This window comes from Actinomadura macra NBRC 14102 (assembly GCF_001552215.1).
GTDB lineage: Bacteria > Actinomycetota > Actinomycetes > Streptosporangiales > Streptosporangiaceae > Spirillospora > Spirillospora macra.
In genome coordinates this window covers 668081-682723 of sequence record NZ_BCQT01000010.1, presented here as the reverse complement: position 1 = coordinate 682723, position 14643 = coordinate 668081, and the positions used below count along the sequence as shown (strand labels likewise).

The following is a 14643-nucleotide window of genomic DNA, read 5'->3' as shown; positions in this document are numbered from 1 at the left end:
CGCGGGCCGTGTCGCTGGGGCGACACGCCCTGACAGCACATGGCCGGTCCATTCACTGCTCGGCGCGCCCTACTGTATTCCGGTGCTGGCCCACACCGGTTCCAGCAGGCTGCTATGAGTTATCGCCAGCATATGCAGGTCTTCGGTTGGCAGATCGTTGAAGCTGTCAACTCGCATGAGGGGCATGAAGGCGACAATTTGTCAGACCAGTTTTCGCCTTCCGGAGGATGGTACGGCGCGCGCAGGACGGGGGCACAGCATCGCTAAGCCGCCTCCAGTTTCCCGCGGCCAATCCGGCGCAAGCGACAGCGCCGGGTCGTCTAGGTGCGACGCCAATGATCGCCGAGGCTCGCGGAGCCGGGTCCTCGCCCTTGTGATTCGGTCTGGACGATGGCGCACTCGTGCCGTGCCCGACCCTCCACTCTCTGCTCGGACCGGATTCGATGGAGCGCTTGTATTACCGAAGACTCTGTGTCAGGCTACTAACCGCTAGGGCATCCGCGGAAGCACCCGGATCACCAGCAAATCCCTTCAGATCACAGACAAACTCATATCGGGTTACCCCGACTGGCGTCCGTCCGAGGTGTCAGTTGTAGCCCTTATGTGTAAGGAGAAGCCTTGGCATCCCCCGTCACCGCTGCGGACATTTTTGCATTCGTCCCGCAGCATAACCCCAGCAAGAGCAGGGTATTTGCCCTTGTAAGGGAGAAGGAGCGCCCTAGCGGCTTCGCTGAGCTTGAGGCTGTCGCCACCGTCAGCGAAGCTGCTCGTGCCGATGCTCTCTGCGCCGCGTTGAACCAATACGTATACGACAGGGACGGGGCGCTTGGCTTCCGAGTCCGCCTCCGTGCTGTGCTTGCCGACGAGCCCGAGAGTGTGAACGCAGCAATCCAGCAGGTCCTTGATCGAGTCAAGGCTTCCGAGCCCGTGAACGCGGACAGCCCAGTGAGGGGCATCAGTCCATTCGGATCGTTCCCCATCAGTGCATGCCCTGCCGATGGGTGTCCCGCCTGTGGCGATTGTGTTGACTCCTGCGAAGAGTGCAGCGCCTGCGATGAGTACGCTGACTGCGATTGCAGCGTTTCCATGCCCCCCAGAACTGCCTCGCTGATCCATGCGGCGGCTGAAATCTACTGCGACGAGATTCACGACCGGGCAGAGGAGATCTCGTCCGGCACCCCGCTTCGACCGCATGGCGAGCTCTGGCCTATCCCTCATGTCGCGTCTTGGCAGAGCCGAAAATTCTATCGGCGCTTCGCGCGCGCATTCGAAGACATCGCTCGTGATATCGAAGGCGGAGACCTTCCCAAACCGCATACAATGGCAGAGGAGATCGCTCTGCATCTGGCGCTCGATCGAGCGGCCGAGATGGCCTCCGAGGAGGGTGATGAGTTCGAACTTTTCGCGGGTTGTATGCCGGAGTCTCGCTTCGACTTCGAGTTCGATATGCTTCACGATTCCTTGTTTGAGGACAAGGACTATGAATATGCCTACCTCGCAGGCCGGGCCACTGTCGCGAAACCTGGTGATCTCGACGAGTGGTTCGAGGACTTCAGGTTCTCTGCGCCTAGATCGAAGTACAGAGGATTCCATCGCTGATGGTCTCGTCAAAGAAGGAGGCGTCAACTGCCTCCAATGAACAGTTGTCTTGCAAAGATTCAGCCGCGGGTTCCGTTCGCTGACCCCGCCGCTCGGCGAATGCACCCGCCTGCCGACCGCCATCGACGCGGGCGTCGCCAGGCGAGCAACCGGGGCCAGCGACGCGCTTGCCGCCGCCCGTCCCGACGCCATCCTTTAATGCCCTGCGGCTTCGGCCTGGAACGCACCGAGGCCGAGGCCAGATCCGAGGACTACGGCGCGTTTCATAAGTCCTGCTGCGTGACGCCCAGGCGGCGCCTCGCCGCGTTGTCGCCCCACCCACGAAATCGATCGCCAACCAACTGCGGTTGACCCCCTCCTCCGCCTAATGAGGGTTGCCGGGTCGGCCGTGCGGCAGATTCGGTGGCGCGATGGCACATGCCGGATCCGTCTGCTGTCGATGCGCCATGACCGCAGTCTCCCGCAAGGGTCAGTCCGGGCCGGCGGGATCGGCGCCCGCGTAGTGATAGAGCAGCCATTCGGCGAACGCGACATCCGCGGCCTTTTCTTGATGGTGGTCGCGGATGGTCCGCCTTACCGCGGGGTCCTGGTAGAGGCGCAGGCAGGCCTGGCACCGGTGGGCGTACATATTCTCCCATTCGATGTCCGGATCGTGGGTGGCCGCCCAGGCCAGGATCCGCTCCGGCCCCTCGACGCGAATCCAGCGTTTCAGGAAGTCCTCGCTGGCGGCCCGGTCCGCCTGCGACAGCGGAGTGACCCGGATGTCGCCGATCCTCAGTTCTGGAATGTCCTGCATGCCGAGACCGCAGCAGGCGGTGATCGAGCCGTCCGCCTGCACGGTCGTGGTCGTGAGGATGCTGTCACAGCCGCTGCGTTGCGCGACGTTCCGCGCGTTCACGGTCAGGCCGTCAGGATACGGTGCGACCTCTTTCGGCGAGAGCGGCATCCAAGGGCTCTCGTAAATGGAAATGGGGCTGTCCGGGAACCGTCGCGACAGGGCGACATAGCCGGGCATCTCCCGGATCGACTCGGCCGTGACCCGGCGGCGGTCGGTGATCTCCACCATCAGGGCGACACGCAGCCCCCGCGCCAGGCTGGCATACATGCCGTCGAGCACCCTCTGCAGAGGTACGAACCGGACATGTTGATCACCGGTGCTGAAGTTGATCTCATCGAGCCCGGCCGACACGAAGTCATCGATCTTCGTTCGCGCCCGATCCGGTCCACGAGCCCAGTGGCCGTTGGTCACCAGGCGGGTCGCGAGCCCGAGCGACTTCGACAGCTCGATGAGTTCGAGCAGTACCCGTCCGGCCAGGGTGGCCTCGCCGCCGGTGAACCCGACCGCCTCGTACCCGGCCTCGGCGGCCTGCCGGATGGCGGCCTGCATGTCGGAGGTCGACAGCCGGGTCCGTACGGCGGGCGAGCTGTGGGTGCCGCAAGCGTCGCAGGCCGCCGTGCACTGCCAGGTCGGCATGAGAGACAGGATGCGGCCAGTGCCCAGCCGGCCGAACATGCTCACAGCTTCCGGCCGCGGCGGGCGGCGTCGCTGCCGAGCAATCGCCCCTCGGCGCGCAGCGTCTCGGCCCGCTGCTCCAGCCGCTGCGCGAGCTGTGTCATCACCACGCGCAGATCTTCGCGGTTGACCCCATCGCCGAGGAGGGGGACGGGCATGGCCACGACGACGAGTGCGAGAATGATGATCACTGCCACGTGCATCGTGATGGAGGCCAAGGTGCCCGTTTCGAGGCCCCGGTCGCCCAATAGCAACGCGTGCGCGAGTTCCCGATCCATGAACCGCGGCGCGGCATCGGCGATGTCCTGGTACACCACCGACTTGTCCAAGGTCGCCAGGAATGCTCTCATCCGCTGCTGCTCGTCCTCGATCTGCGGGTATTCATCTGCGGCACGCCGTACGAGCACCTCGTTGTATTCGCCGGCCCATTGCATGAACTCCGGGTTGCTCAGGGTGGAGAATAGTATCCGGTTGGCCTGGTTGACCCCGCCCTCGCTGATCGGCGGCTGGTCAGGGAAGATCGCTTGGCGGACGGTGCCCGCCGGGTCGGCCAGGAAGACCTCACGAAAGGCGGGGCTCGCGTTCATCTCGCCGAACCAGTCGGCGATGCGTTCGCTGTACTTCGGATAATTCAGGATGAGCAGCTCGTTGGGCTCCATGAGGCCAGCGTCATCGGACCAGGTCCAAAACCGCAAGCACGCCGATACCAAAGTTTCCTCAGGTCGGCTCCGGCCGGTTCGGGTGTCTGATCGGGGCAGCCTGCTGGCCATGTCGATGGCCGTGCCGCTGCGCTCGGGTCTGTTCCTGCCACTGTTCGACGAGTTCGCCGACCCGCTGGCGGAGCCTCTCGCTGGCCTGCCGTGCCTGCCGGTGTCGGCAGGTCGGCCTCGGGCGGTACGGCCTCGCCGCCGACGATCTCCCAATGCACCCTTCCTGCGAACCCCGCCAGATCCCGCGGTGGTCAACTCGCGCGCGTTCGCATCCTTTGAACACAAGACGATGAGAGATGTCATCCTCCATGCGCGGGCGCAGCGTGTGCAGGGGCGTGGTGGGGAGAACGATCCAGCCTTCGGTGCGCGCCGTATCGGCGTGTTCCCGGGGGCGGCCGGGTGGCGCTGCCGATGTGGGCGGCGCGGGCGGGTAGGCGGAACAGGCCCGGACAGGTGTGGGTCCTGGACGGCCCCACCTACTTCAACCGCTCCCGCCCCAGGATGGTGCGCGGGGCAGAGATCCTTGCCCACGTCCTGCACGACGTTACCGAAAGGGAACCCGTCCCTGACGGCGAGGCGCACCGCTTGGCATAAGAGGAATGATCCGCAACGCCCTTCGGACGGATCCAGGGTCGGCTTCGGGCTTCACCGCTGGCAGCGAGTGCGTGAGCGAGACGCTCAGGGGAGCGGGGCGCCGGTTCAGCGAGCTTCTGCGGCCGCCTCGCAGGTCTTTGTGAACTCCGGCAAAGCATGGGAGAAAGCGTGGCTCAGCTCGCCGAGAAGTCTCTCGGTCACGACGGTGGCCTCATCGATCTGAGCGTCGCGGGAGTCGCTCCACACGGGAATGCGTGTCACCCCCGCAGAAGGATCAGGCTCCTCGCGTTTGACATGTCCGTGGATGCGGACGTGCTGGTCGCTGAGAACCTGGATTGCGGCAGCCGCCACCACGACGCGAAACGGGTCGTCGGCATCTGCGACGATCATGGTCATGCCCTGCTCGAAGCGGACGATCTCGCCGGGGACGCCAGCGGTCCGCTGCCGTAGATGTGCAGGCACCGCACTGGCCCCAGGGTTCAGCCAAGTTTTCGCACCCTCGGGCGGCAACTGCTTGAGGGCGAAGAATGCCTGAGCTATCTGGCCGAGAGGTCCGAGCACCAACTGCTGAGCATTTTCGGCGTCGGCTCGCTGGTCTTCTTCGGCCGTGCGCAACTGGCTCAGTCGCTCCCTCAGCGAGCCGGTGCGTCGAGGCTTGCCCGGCGTCGCGGCGGCGCTGCCAGGGCTCGGAAGGCTGGCGTCGTCAAGCGAAATCTGCTCGCAATAGACCGTACGATTGTGGAAGCGCATCTGCCGCACCTTGACGTCAGGGTATTCGGCCAGAACCGCGGCGAGTGCGGGACGCTTGTGGTCAGGGAAACACTCACCCAGGACAACGTGGGAGAGAGCGCTGCGGATGTCCACAGTGGCAGGTAGGACGGATTGATCGATCAAGACCAGGCGGTACTCGCACTCGTTCGCCCAGTCGGCGTGCTTGCGGAAGAACACCCCTTCCTTGTTGTCTTCGGCAAAGGCGAGCGCGGCGGCGTCGACTCCGAACTCAGTGATCTGCCCCAGCCTGATGCTGTGGACGGGAGTGACGCTGGCGTGCCGGTACTGGACCGGGCCATGGAAACGCAATGTGTGCAGCAGATGCGGCGCGGTCATGAAGCCCTCGACGAGCTTGCGCAGGTCGAATCCCAGGCACAGGCCCGCCCCGCGGGCGCCGTAGTGCGCCCACAGCGACAGGTGCGCATACCCGCGCAGCGCGTCTGACGCGTATCCGCCGTCCATGACCTGTACGTCCTGGGTAAGGCACGCCACCTTGGCATGTACTCGGATGTGCCGGTCGATCTCCTGCCACAGCGGCAGCATGCCCGGGCCCGGGCCGCGGTCGTCGGCGTCCGCGGAGACAGAAGGATAGAACGGGCGCGACTCCCACAGGTCATTGGTGGTCGAGAACGGTGACAATCGCAGCGTGCCGTTCAACAGGATCCCTTGAATCGCGGTGTCTGCACCGGTGTAGTGGTAAGCGAGCCCGGAGGAAACCCTGGCCGCGACCCGAAGCTCCTGCTCCAGGATCTGCTCATGGTCGGTGACGCCGCCGACATAGCCATCAGTGCCGAGCAGGTCCGCGGGGATGAACCCGTTGAGATCCTTCATCACATCACACCCTCCTGCCAGCGGCGCACCCCCGTTGATGGCCGCACTCGTCGCATCTAGAGGGTAGCGCCATTTCGTCTGATTGACGATAAGGATGAAGACTTCGGAGACTCATGGCCCAGGCTTCACGACAGGCCGTTGCTAGTCGTGCCTGCGTTGGCCCCGCCCAGGGTTTCCTGTTGACGTCGCGGAGGTTGAGGTGCTCGGTCCGAGCTTGGGGCCTTGTAGCTCACGACGCGCGCGCTGGCCGCGCCGCGGTCAGTGGCGTGGAGTGGTGTGAGCTTTGATCGAGACGACGGTGAAGGCGTCTGGTTCTCTCTGGCATCAACATCTTGGACCCTCAAACCAGGCGCTGGCGCCAGGGGCGGCCGCATGGCTTGCGGACTCTCGGACGTTTCCCAGTGAGCCGTACCGGGTTGGTGAAGTCCTTCAAGCCAGTCATGATCTTGGCTGGCAGGGAGGAGAATGACCGTCAATGTCGGCACCACGCAAGTACCCTCTGGAGCTCCGTGAGCGGGCTGTGCGGCTGGCTCGGGAGTCGGATCGGCCGATCGCGCAGATCGCTGCCGATCTGGGCATCCACCCGCGAAGCGCTGCGGACCTGGGTGCGCCAGGCCCAGGCCGATGCGGGGTCCGTTGCTGATGTGACCAGGCGAAACACATCCCCAAGAGTTTCCGGCAGTGCCAGGGCAATTCCCGGGTCCGTGTGCCCTTGATGTGCCCCACTGGGAAGGCTTTGGGAACTCTGTGGACGTGGTCTGCTGGGAACGGATGGACATCGAGCACCTTGACGACGCCGCCCGCCGCTGGCCTCGGCCCGTACGTCCGCGGCGTCGACCCGGAGTACCGCTGGTATCAGGACAGCCACGGCGACGGCGTGGTCTGCGAATGCTGACCCGGAAAAGACTGGCGCCCCGTCCTTCACGACTGGGATGGGGCGCCGGTGCATCGCACAGCCAGGCTACTCCGCGGCGAGATCGCTCACCGGGAGAACCTCGATCCCGATCACGAGGACGCCGAGCTTCTCCTTCTCCGGCGGATAGATGCCGCGGATCACGGCGAGGAGCTCCTCGCGGCTCTCGCCCAACTCCCCGCCGATCGAGCGGGGGTCCTCGGCGTCGAGCATCGCGTCGAACGTGGTGTATTCGGTCACCCGCGTGACCCGGGTCGGTAGCCGTTTATCACCAGAGACGAAGGTCAGGTCTTGGCCCGCCTGGATTCTTCGCATGCTGGCGTAGCCCACGCGGACCTCGACCGTCTTGACGCCCTGCTCGATGAGGTCGAGGTAGGGGCGGCGGATGTTGATCTCGGACTTTCCGGTGTCGCTCGTCGTCATCACCTCGCCGGTTGTAGGTGCCTGTACATCTCGTGGAAGTCCCGCACCGCCGGGACCTCGGGATGCCGGGCGGCAAGCGCCCGGTCAAGGTCGCCTGCGCGCGACCGTACGGAGTCCACCAGGCGGGGCGTACCAAGGGCGCGCCGTCCCATGGCCGCGGCCTCCTCGGGCTCGCCGAGTTCGGCGAGCGCGATACCGAGGTCAACCCTGGCGATCGCCTCCCGGCTCGGCGAGCGCGCCGACTCCGGCAGTCCCTCCTGTTCGTCGATGGCGGCCTGGGCGTGCTTGCGCGCCTTGGCAAAGTCGCCGCGGACGGCGTCGCCGAGCCAGATGTAGGCCGACGCGGGGTAGGACGTCATCGCCAGTGCGGCCAGGTTCCCGGTGTCCACGGTGAACCGCAGTGGCGCGCGGGCGGGTAGAGCGCCGTAGACCTTGCTCGCCTGGTGAAGCATGTCCTCGCACTCGCCGCGGTCGCCGAGACGAGCGTGCGCACGGGCGGCCTGCGCACGGAGCCGGACGGCGAGGGGATGCGTTCGCGGGGCCCTGGCGATGCCCTGGTGCGCGGCGGCGAGGGCGCGGGCGGGACGGTCGGTGTAGATCGCGATCGAGGCCATGGCGTCGGTCGCCCACGCGCACAGCTCGTCGTGGCCGGCCTGGTCGGCGTGCTCGTATGCGTCCACCGCCCAGGACTCCGCGGCGAACGGGTCTCCCAGGTCGTGAGCAAGCCACGCCAGGGACTCGGACAGCCACGCGGCGTAGACGTACAGTTCGCGCGCCTGCTTGAGGGTGTGAGGCCCTCTGATCAGATCGGCCACGCGGTGCCGGTAGGAGTGCGCCATGGCGAACAGCTCGGCAGGGGTGTCCCGGCTGTACGCCCGGTCGATTTCGGTGATCACCGCTTCGAGATGCGCGAAGGTCCCTGCGCCTACGGAGGTGGAGCCGGTGAGCCGGGTGAACTCCATGGCTTCGGCGGCGGTGCCGCGCAGCACCCGGTGGAGGACCTCTGGTGCGGCGGCCGCTACACCGAGTTTCAAAGCGTCCCGGCGGCCTTGCAGGGGTCCATCGCCCTCGGTGGGGGCGTCGCTGGTCTTCCGTGAATGTCGGCCGGGTGCCTCTGCGAACAGTTCGGCCTCTGGCTTACCGGTCACCTTCGCGTACAGCGGCCGGTAGATGGGGCCGGGGATGTTGTCGCCGCGCTCCCATTGTTTGATCATGTCGGCCAGGCTCTTCACGCCCGGTAGCCCGTCGGCATCGGGCCCGGCCGCACTGCGCAGCATGAGCGCCCATTTCTCGCGGGACCGGTGGGCGCGACCGTGCCGGTCGCGTGGTTCCTCGCGCAGTCTGCGCAAGCGTGCGCCGATGATCTTCGCGGCGGACATGTTGCGATGCACCTCTCGCCGGTCGTCAGGGGGAGCCGGTGGGCACCCTCCTCTCCCCTCCTGAGTCTCCCGCTAGATGTATGGCACCCGCCACAGATTCACTGATGGTGACCGCGTAAACGTGCATCGCAACTGGGGGTGGGTCCCGTGACCTCGACTCCAACGGACACAGCCGAAGACGTCGAAGACGCCAAAGCCCGGCTCAAGGCGGAGTTTCCGGGCTGGTCGTTCATCCACAGCGACCGAGGTCGCTGGTGGGCGATGCGGGACATTCAGCGAGACGAGTCCGGGCGACGCTTCAAACGCGCGCCGAGCGGCTTCGACGCCGACACCCCTGACCAGCTGCGCGCCGCGCTCAGCGAAGCAGGCGAAGGCCAACAGTGACCGGGATGTGGGCGTGGCACGGCTACCTCTGGCGGGGGTCCGCCGCACCCACCCGGTCATACGGCCAGCCGCCGCCGGCACGAGCGGCCGCCGTACACGCGCGGCGGGCGGGTGACCGACGATCACCTCCCCGCCCGCCGCGCCACCACACACCAGGAGAGGAACCCCATGATGAGGCGCAAGCCACCGGCGGGCCACACCGACCTGGACTATGCGATCGCGGCATACGGCGCGCTGATGAACGCGATCGTTCCGGAGTCGCAGTACTGCCAGGGCAAGTGTGAGGACCCGGACAAGGTCGCCTACCTCGGCAGCATCGTCGAACGCGCACAGGCTCGCCGTCGTGAACGGAAGCAGCGGGTGCGCGACGCCTGGACCGGGGCGGTGCCGCTGGTCCCCAACTCAGAGCGGCGCCACCCCCGCCATCTGTCACACCACTCCCTGAGGGGCGGGGTCGGTGTGACCGGGCGGTGGCTCGGGCTGGACCGGGTCACCGCCGCCCTTCCATCGGACGTGGGCGGGTGGGAAAGCCCCCGGCCGCCCGCCCACTTCACCCCCACAACCCTTGGAGAAGTAGATGCTGCTACCCGAAGCGTTCAGTCCGGCCGAGCGGCTGCACGCCGCGCTCCGCCGCCGTGCACCACAGATGGCCGTGTCCGTCGTCCGTGATGAGGGCACCGGTCTGCCGCACGTGACCGTCACCTACCGCGACGCCGGGCCAAAGATCGTTGAGTGGGACGGCGCGGCGTATCGGATGCGGCAGGGAGATGGCCCGTGGCTGCCGCTGCCCACCGACCCCGAGGACGCCGCCGACGTGATCGCCGCCGACCTCGGCGCCGCCCCCCGGAGGGCGAGCGAGCGCTGACCATCTGACCGAATACCACCGACGACGAAACGACAACGATGCCCAAAACCACACGCTCCGCATCCCCCAACACACGCCAACCCAGCGCGACGCCGCCTGCCAACTTCGAGTCCTTCATGCGCAACGGGCAACTCAGCGGCGGACGGCGCGGCTCGCTCCTACCGATAGCGCCGCTGGTGCTTCTTCCCGTCGGGGGCGGCATCGCCGACCTACTCGGTGCACTGCCCCACTCGATGGGGACGGTGCTGAGCGCCGTCCTGGCCGCAGCCGTCGTCGTTGGCATCGTGCTGGCTGAGAGGAAGGAACACCGGACCGGCCCCAACGGGGTGGACTGGGCAACCGCCACCGCCTACCAGCACCAACTCATGGCGGATCAGCCACCTGAGACCCGCGCCGTTCTGGGCGACGTCCAGCGCACGCTCCGCCGCCGGTTCCGCGCTGCGGACGGCGTGTACCTGTATGTGATGCGTCCCGATGCCGACCACGAACAGGTCTGCACCATCGACAATGGCGGTTGCCCGTGCGCGCGGATGCGGCTGTCGGCCGCGCTGATCCCCTACCGGCGGCGCCCGCTGGTCGTGTTTGGTGAGCGGCTACTGGCCGAGCCCGAGATGGCCGCGTTCGTCCTGGCCCACGAGGCACATCACGCTCGCCGCATGTCACGGACCCTGCGCCGGATGCTGGGCGCGCCGCTCCTGGCCGGATGGCTGGCGCTGGGCCTGACCGTCCCCCCGCACCTGCTGGCCCTGGTCGCGCCCGCCGTGTGGGCGGTCGCCACGGGGGTGCAGTGGGCTGATGAACTCGCCGCCGACGTCGCCGCCGCGCGCGGCACCGGCCCCGACGTCGCCCGCCAGTACTGGGCACTAGTCCGCAGCGCCCGCACACGGCCACACGGGGTGTCCAGGGTCCTGACCGTGGTCGCGCGGTTGTTCTCACCCCATCCGCCCTTCTCCCTGCGGGCGGCGCTGACCGCCCGCATCCCCCGGAAGGCACGTTGACGACGAGCGCTGGCGGGCTGGCCCGGTCGGGATGTGCCGCTGCGCGAGGCCCCGGCCGATCCCTAAGAATCAGCCGGGGTTCCCGGTGTCCGGACGCCGCTCAGTTTGGACTGATCTGAGACGCCACGTCGTCTGGGCCAAGCAGTACCGCAGGTGCTTGTGGCTCACTACTCGGCCAAACCTGGATGAAGTGGGTCTCCAGCGGACTCTCCAGCTTGCTGTGGCGCAGCGCTACGGCCCTGTCACGAACGTGAATCCGCAGGCGTCCACGTCCTGGCGGGAGCTTCATTCCACCAGAACCAGCGCTATAGGTGCTGACTACAGCCAGGCCACCGTCTGCTGTGACGATGTCGCGCTCGACGATCATCTCCCAGCCCGTCTCAAGATCAGTTGACCGCTCGGGCAGGCTTTGAAGTCGGAGGGTAACAGGACCCCACTGGGTGCCCGTGAAGATCGCCACCCAATTGGACTGCCCAGTGGTGAGACCGTCTTGTGGATCCAGCCAGTCACCTCCGCGTCCGCCCGATGCTTCGATGTAGTACTGGCCGTCCTGCACTGGAACGACATACGTTCGCGGATCTTGATGTGGAGACGTCATGTCACCAGGATTGCCTACCGTCGTTCAAGACAGCTCGTACCCAGAAAGGATCTCCGCCGAGGATTCGGTTCTGGTTGTAGAAGGTACTAGTCAGCCCCCTGCGAGTTGTTGGACGACAGTGGGACTGTTCTCCACTTCTCACGGCCGCAACCACGGGGATGGTTCGTAGAGGTCGTGGAGGTCCACGCGCGGGAACTCTCGTCGGCCCCGCACGCGGGAATGGTTCAGCTGAGTGACCGTCCGCGTGTTCCGACGGTTGTCGTCGTATATGCACTCTCGCCAGGCCGCGCGGGGTCTGTGCTCGTGAGCGGCGCCGGTTCTGCGGTGTATAAATCGACGCCTGCTTCGCCGTTTCAGCAAGGATGCCTCAGATGTCATGGCAAGCTCGACGCCCCTAATCCCTGGCATCTCGCTGGCCCAACGCCTTTGCGGCAGAGAACCGTGAGTACCGGTCCGTTGCGTGATTGACGAGGTCGTTCGCTCCGGTCACCTCGGCTTTGTCGTCCACCTATGCGTCCGTGCTATCAAAGGCGCCTTCCTGGAACACTTCTATTCGTAGGCTTGACATATCAATTGGAGCTGTTCCTTGATGGTGGCCGGTTCGCTGCGATTGGTTCGCCGCTAATGGGAACGCGGCGACGGAGCGGCCGGTAGGGGGAATTCAAGGAATGCCCAGACTCAGTCTCGAACCCACGATCACAGGGGTGAGCACGTCGCAGTCCTGGCATCGCGTCTTCGCGGGACGGGCAGATCAGGTTCCGCTCGCGCGGATGTTCACGGTGTTCCTGTTCGCCGATTTCGAGATCGACAGCACGGTGGGTTTCGTGGTGACCGAATTGGCCACCAATGCCGTGCGTCACACTCGGTCAGGCGAACACAAGGGCAGCTTCGCCGTCGAGTTGCTGGTCGGCGACCTGGTTTACATCGGTGTCAGTGACCTCGGCGGTCACGGGTATCCCGTAGTGCGGGAGCACCCGCGCGAGGTCTCGCTGTCGGAGAGTGAGGGTGGGCGTGGCCTGTGGGCGGTCGCGCAAATGGCCACGCTGTTCGGTATCTACGGAAGCCCGGCCGAAGGCCACACCGTCTGGGCGGGCCTGGACTCCACCGGCCAGCCCCGCGACAAGCCGCCCGAGGCCATACAGAAGCTCCCTGCCGTGGGACCGACCCGCCCTTAACGGCCGGTTCCGCCCTCAAGGCCAAGGCTGAAGAGGCCCCGCCCGCGCATCAGGCTAGACGCGGGCGGGGCCTTCGCATACTCGCGAGGTCAAGGCAAGGGGGCAACCGGGGGCGAGAGCGGGGGAGCAACCGGGGGGTTGCCTATGGGCGCCCCCCGTCCTGGCCGATGTCGCCGCAGGTCAATGCGCGTCTCGGGTGGGGCGATGGTGCACCCGGATATCCCTCAAGAGGAACATACATAGGGTCGGTTCGTTCGTGTGAAGAAACATTCTCCGATCACTCGCTCCAAAGTATTCACCGACTTCCAACATGAAGGGCCTTTTTCCTTGTGTCGCGCCAACTGTTGAGAGCATAAGTGCCGGTGGCATTGTCTCGTCTGAAGGTGGAGCGAGGCACACGCGCCGCACCGTCCGAGTCGAGATCGCCGCGACAGGGTGAATCCGGAACGCGCGAGCATGATGGGCTGGCGACTCGGAATGCCCGCACCCGTAGCGGTAGCCGAACTTGGCCCGATCATTAAATTAATGTTTACCGAGGTAAGTCTGTTCAGCCGTTACGGTGACGCAATTGGTCGGCGCTCCGTGTTGCTTTCGCCGCACGGTCGAGAAATGGTCGTGATGGCGGACGACGCCGGGCGGGAAAGTCCCGCCCAATTCGGCCGCCATTCTGGAGGTAGTGAAAATGGCGAACATCAACACCACCGTGACCGCAGGAACGGCCACCACCGCCCCGGCGGACAGTGCGACGGACGGCGCGGCGGGGGGACGTCCGACCGGGGCGGCTGAGGCCGTGTGGGACGCGCTGAACGCCGCGCCGGACGGTGTGACGGTGGCGGCGTTGGCTGAGGCGTCCGGGGTCAGCCGCGCGACCGTGACCAAAGCCCTGACGGCGTTTGCGGACGCCGGGCTCGCCGTCCGATCGCCCGGTCAGGGCACCGGTCGGGGCCGCACACCGGACGTGTGGGCCCCGGTCGCCCCCACGGCCGCCACCGGCACCAGCGACAACCACGCGGCCGCCCCGGCGGACGACAGCGGCACCGACGCCCCAACGGCACCGGACGCCACCACCGGGACGGACGCCACTAGCGGGACGGGCGTCATCTCACCGGACACCCTCGCGACCGCCATGCGGGTGCTGTCGGACGAGGCCGACCGGCGGGCAGCGGCGGCCGAATCGCTGCGCAAAGCTCAGGAAGAGGAGGCCGAACGGCGCGCACGGGTCGACGCCGAACTCCGCAAGGTGGAACAACGCGAAACCGCGCGCGTGATCCTCACCGACCTGCTGGGCACGGTCACCACCACCCTCGCCGCGATAGCGGCTGACGACGACGAGCGAATCACGCGCGGCATGGAGGACATAGCGCGCTACGCCGGTAGCGTCCGCCGCACCCAACGCGGCACCGGGACGCGCACGGCGCGCGCGACCGGAGACCGTAGCGCCCCGTCGCCGCTGCGGCCCCTGGTCGCCGGACATCTGAGCACCTACCCGGACAAAGAATTCACGCCCGGCGAGATCGCCAAAGTCCTGGACCGGTCATCCGGCGCCATCGCTAACGCGCTCGACACCCTCGTCGGGTGCGGCGAGGCCGTCCTGACCTGTGAGCGCCCCCGCCGGTTCCGCGCCGCCAACCCGGCCACCACCGAAACCGGCGACGTCGCCAACACCACGGAGTGACCGTAGGCGGGGTGGACGGGTCAGGGCCCGTCCGCCCCGTCATGACCCGGGTCTCACGACCCCACCCCAACGTGAAAGAGGCGGTCATGACGAGGGAGACGCTACATGTCCGGTGACGCGACCGGCACGACCTCGCACGACACCGAACGCGACGCCTATGACCAGGTGTTCGTCCTACTCGGCTGGGCATGGGATGTCGCGGCTGCCGCGCCAGA

General features: G+C 66.6%; 15 protein-coding genes. 9 read left to right on the top strand and 6 right to left on the bottom strand.

Annotation, left to right across the window (positions count from 1 at the left end; translation table 11 throughout):
* The first annotated feature begins 618 nt into the window (after positions 1-618).
* Both AMA02S_RS41980 and AMA02S_RS41975 read left to right on the top strand, forming a co-directional pair.
* A complete protein-coding gene (locus tag AMA02S_RS41980; RefSeq protein WP_157430714.1) occupies positions 619-1599 on the top strand; it encodes a hypothetical protein in 981 nt (326 codons plus the stop codon).
* A 49-nt stretch (positions 1600-1648) separates the two neighbouring features.
* Positions 1649-1798 carry a hypothetical protein gene (locus AMA02S_RS41975; RefSeq protein ID WP_157430713.1) on the top strand — a complete coding sequence of 50 codons (150 nt, stop codon included), beginning with the start codon at positions 1649-1651 and terminating at the stop codon, positions 1796-1798.
* Between the two features lie 270 nt (positions 1799-2068).
* Here the strand turns inward: AMA02S_RS41975 and AMA02S_RS19835 are convergent, their stop codons facing one another.
* The 3 genes from AMA02S_RS19835 to AMA02S_RS19825 form a co-directional block, all read right to left on the bottom strand.
* Entirely contained in the window at positions 2069-3073 is a 1005-nt protein-coding gene (locus AMA02S_RS19835; protein ID WP_218005037.1) for a radical SAM protein, read from the bottom strand.
* Between the two features lie 41 nt (positions 3074-3114).
* Entirely contained in the window at positions 3115-3771 is a 657-nt protein-coding gene (locus tag AMA02S_RS19830) for a hypothetical protein (protein WP_067460718.1), read from the bottom strand.
* Between the two features lie 750 nt (positions 3772-4521).
* Entirely contained in the window at positions 4522-6018 is a 1497-nt protein-coding gene (locus AMA02S_RS19825; RefSeq protein ID WP_157430712.1) for a DUF2971 domain-containing protein, read from the bottom strand.
* Positions 6019-6493: 475 nt separating this feature from the next.
* Between AMA02S_RS19825 and AMA02S_RS45060 the strand changes: the two genes are divergently transcribed.
* A complete protein-coding gene (locus AMA02S_RS45060) occupies positions 6494-6661 on the top strand; it encodes a transposase (protein WP_084265337.1) in 168 nt (55 codons plus the stop codon).
* Positions 6662-6733: 72 nt separating this feature from the next.
* A complete protein-coding gene (locus AMA02S_RS45055; RefSeq protein WP_369688396.1) occupies positions 6734-6913 on the top strand; it encodes an excalibur calcium-binding domain-containing protein in 180 nt (59 codons plus the stop codon).
* Between the two features lie 66 nt (positions 6914-6979).
* Here AMA02S_RS45055 and AMA02S_RS19820 read toward each other — a convergent pair whose 3' ends face one another.
* Together AMA02S_RS19820 and AMA02S_RS19815 are read right to left on the bottom strand one after the other, a co-directional pair.
* Entirely contained in the window at positions 6980-7354 is a 375-nt protein-coding gene (locus AMA02S_RS19820) for an ASCH domain-containing protein (RefSeq protein WP_067460712.1), read from the bottom strand.
* Positions 7354-8733: an NsdA family TPR-like regulatory protein gene (locus AMA02S_RS19815; protein WP_157430711.1), complete on the bottom strand. Its 1380-nt coding sequence runs from the start codon at positions 8731-8733 to the stop codon at positions 7354-7356. The genes AMA02S_RS19820 and AMA02S_RS19815 overlap by 1 nt, the downstream gene beginning before the upstream one ends.
* A gap of 147 nt (positions 8734-8880) precedes the next feature.
* Here AMA02S_RS19815 and AMA02S_RS19810 point away from each other — a divergent pair, with 147 nt between their 5' ends.
* The 3 genes from AMA02S_RS19810 (at position 8881) to AMA02S_RS19800 (ending at position 10980) form a co-directional block, all read left to right on the top strand.
* Entirely contained in the window at positions 8881-9117 is a 237-nt protein-coding gene (locus AMA02S_RS19810) for a hypothetical protein (protein ID WP_157430710.1), read from the top strand.
* 577 nt (positions 9118-9694) lie between these two features.
* A complete protein-coding gene (locus AMA02S_RS19805) occupies positions 9695-9982 on the top strand; it encodes a hypothetical protein (protein ID WP_067460706.1) in 288 nt (95 codons plus the stop codon).
* A 116-nt stretch (positions 9983-10098) separates the two neighbouring features.
* Entirely contained in the window at positions 10099-10980 is an 882-nt protein-coding gene (locus tag AMA02S_RS19800; protein ID WP_067460703.1) for a M48 family metallopeptidase, read from the top strand.
* 100 nt (positions 10981-11080) lie between these two features.
* Here AMA02S_RS19800 and AMA02S_RS41970 read toward each other — a convergent pair whose 3' ends face one another.
* On the bottom strand, positions 11081-11578 hold the full coding sequence (locus AMA02S_RS41970) for a hypothetical protein (protein ID WP_157430709.1): 498 nt from the start codon (positions 11576-11578) through the stop codon (positions 11081-11083).
* A gap of 704 nt (positions 11579-12282) precedes the next feature.
* Here AMA02S_RS41970 and AMA02S_RS19795 point away from each other — a divergent pair.
* The gene (locus tag AMA02S_RS19795) at positions 12283-12753 is read left to right on the top strand and encodes an ATP-binding protein (protein WP_067460700.1); all 471 of its coding nucleotides are present in this window, start codon (positions 12283-12285) and stop codon (positions 12751-12753) included.
* A gap of 682 nt (positions 12754-13435) precedes the next feature.
* Positions 13436-14428, top strand: coding sequence for a MarR family transcriptional regulator (locus AMA02S_RS19790; protein WP_067460697.1), 993 nt, complete (start codon positions 13436-13438; stop codon positions 14426-14428).
* Positions 14429-14643: the final 215 nt, after the last annotated feature.

What these genes read in the sequence shown, in the direction of transcription:
- AMA02S_RS19820 (WP_067460712.1), bottom strand. Translation starts at nt 7,354, where the DNA reads ATGACGACGAGCGACACCGGAAAGTCCGAGATCAACATCCGCCGCCCC.
- AMA02S_RS45055 (WP_369688396.1), top strand. Translation starts at nt 6,734, where the DNA reads ATGTGCCCCACTGGGAAGGCTTTGGGAACTCTGTGGACGTGGTCTGCT.
- AMA02S_RS19835 (WP_218005037.1), bottom strand. Translation starts at nt 3,073, where the DNA reads ATGCCGACCTGGCAGTGCACGGCGGCCTGCGACGCTTGCGGCACCCAC.
- AMA02S_RS19790 (WP_067460697.1), top strand. Translation starts at nt 13,436, where the DNA reads ATGGCGAACATCAACACCACCGTGACCGCAGGAACGGCCACCACCGCC.
- AMA02S_RS19805 (WP_067460706.1), top strand. Translation starts at nt 9,695, where the DNA reads ATGCTGCTACCCGAAGCGTTCAGTCCGGCCGAGCGGCTGCACGCCGCG.
- AMA02S_RS19825 (WP_157430712.1), bottom strand. Translation starts at nt 6,018, where the DNA reads ATGAAGGATCTCAACGGGTTCATCCCCGCGGACCTGCTCGGCACTGAT.
- AMA02S_RS45060 (WP_084265337.1), top strand. Translation starts at nt 6,494, where the DNA reads ATGTCGGCACCACGCAAGTACCCTCTGGAGCTCCGTGAGCGGGCTGTG.
- AMA02S_RS19815 (WP_157430711.1), bottom strand. Translation starts at nt 8,733, where the DNA reads ATGTCCGCCGCGAAGATCATCGGCGCACGCTTGCGCAGACTGCGCGAG.
- AMA02S_RS19830 (WP_067460718.1), bottom strand. Translation starts at nt 3,771, where the DNA reads ATGGAGCCCAACGAGCTGCTCATCCTGAATTATCCGAAGTACAGCGAA.
- AMA02S_RS41970 (WP_157430709.1), bottom strand. Translation starts at nt 11,578, where the DNA reads ATGACGTCTCCACATCAAGATCCGCGAACGTATGTCGTTCCAGTGCAG.
- AMA02S_RS19800 (WP_067460703.1), top strand. Translation starts at nt 10,099, where the DNA reads ATGCGCAACGGGCAACTCAGCGGCGGACGGCGCGGCTCGCTCCTACCG.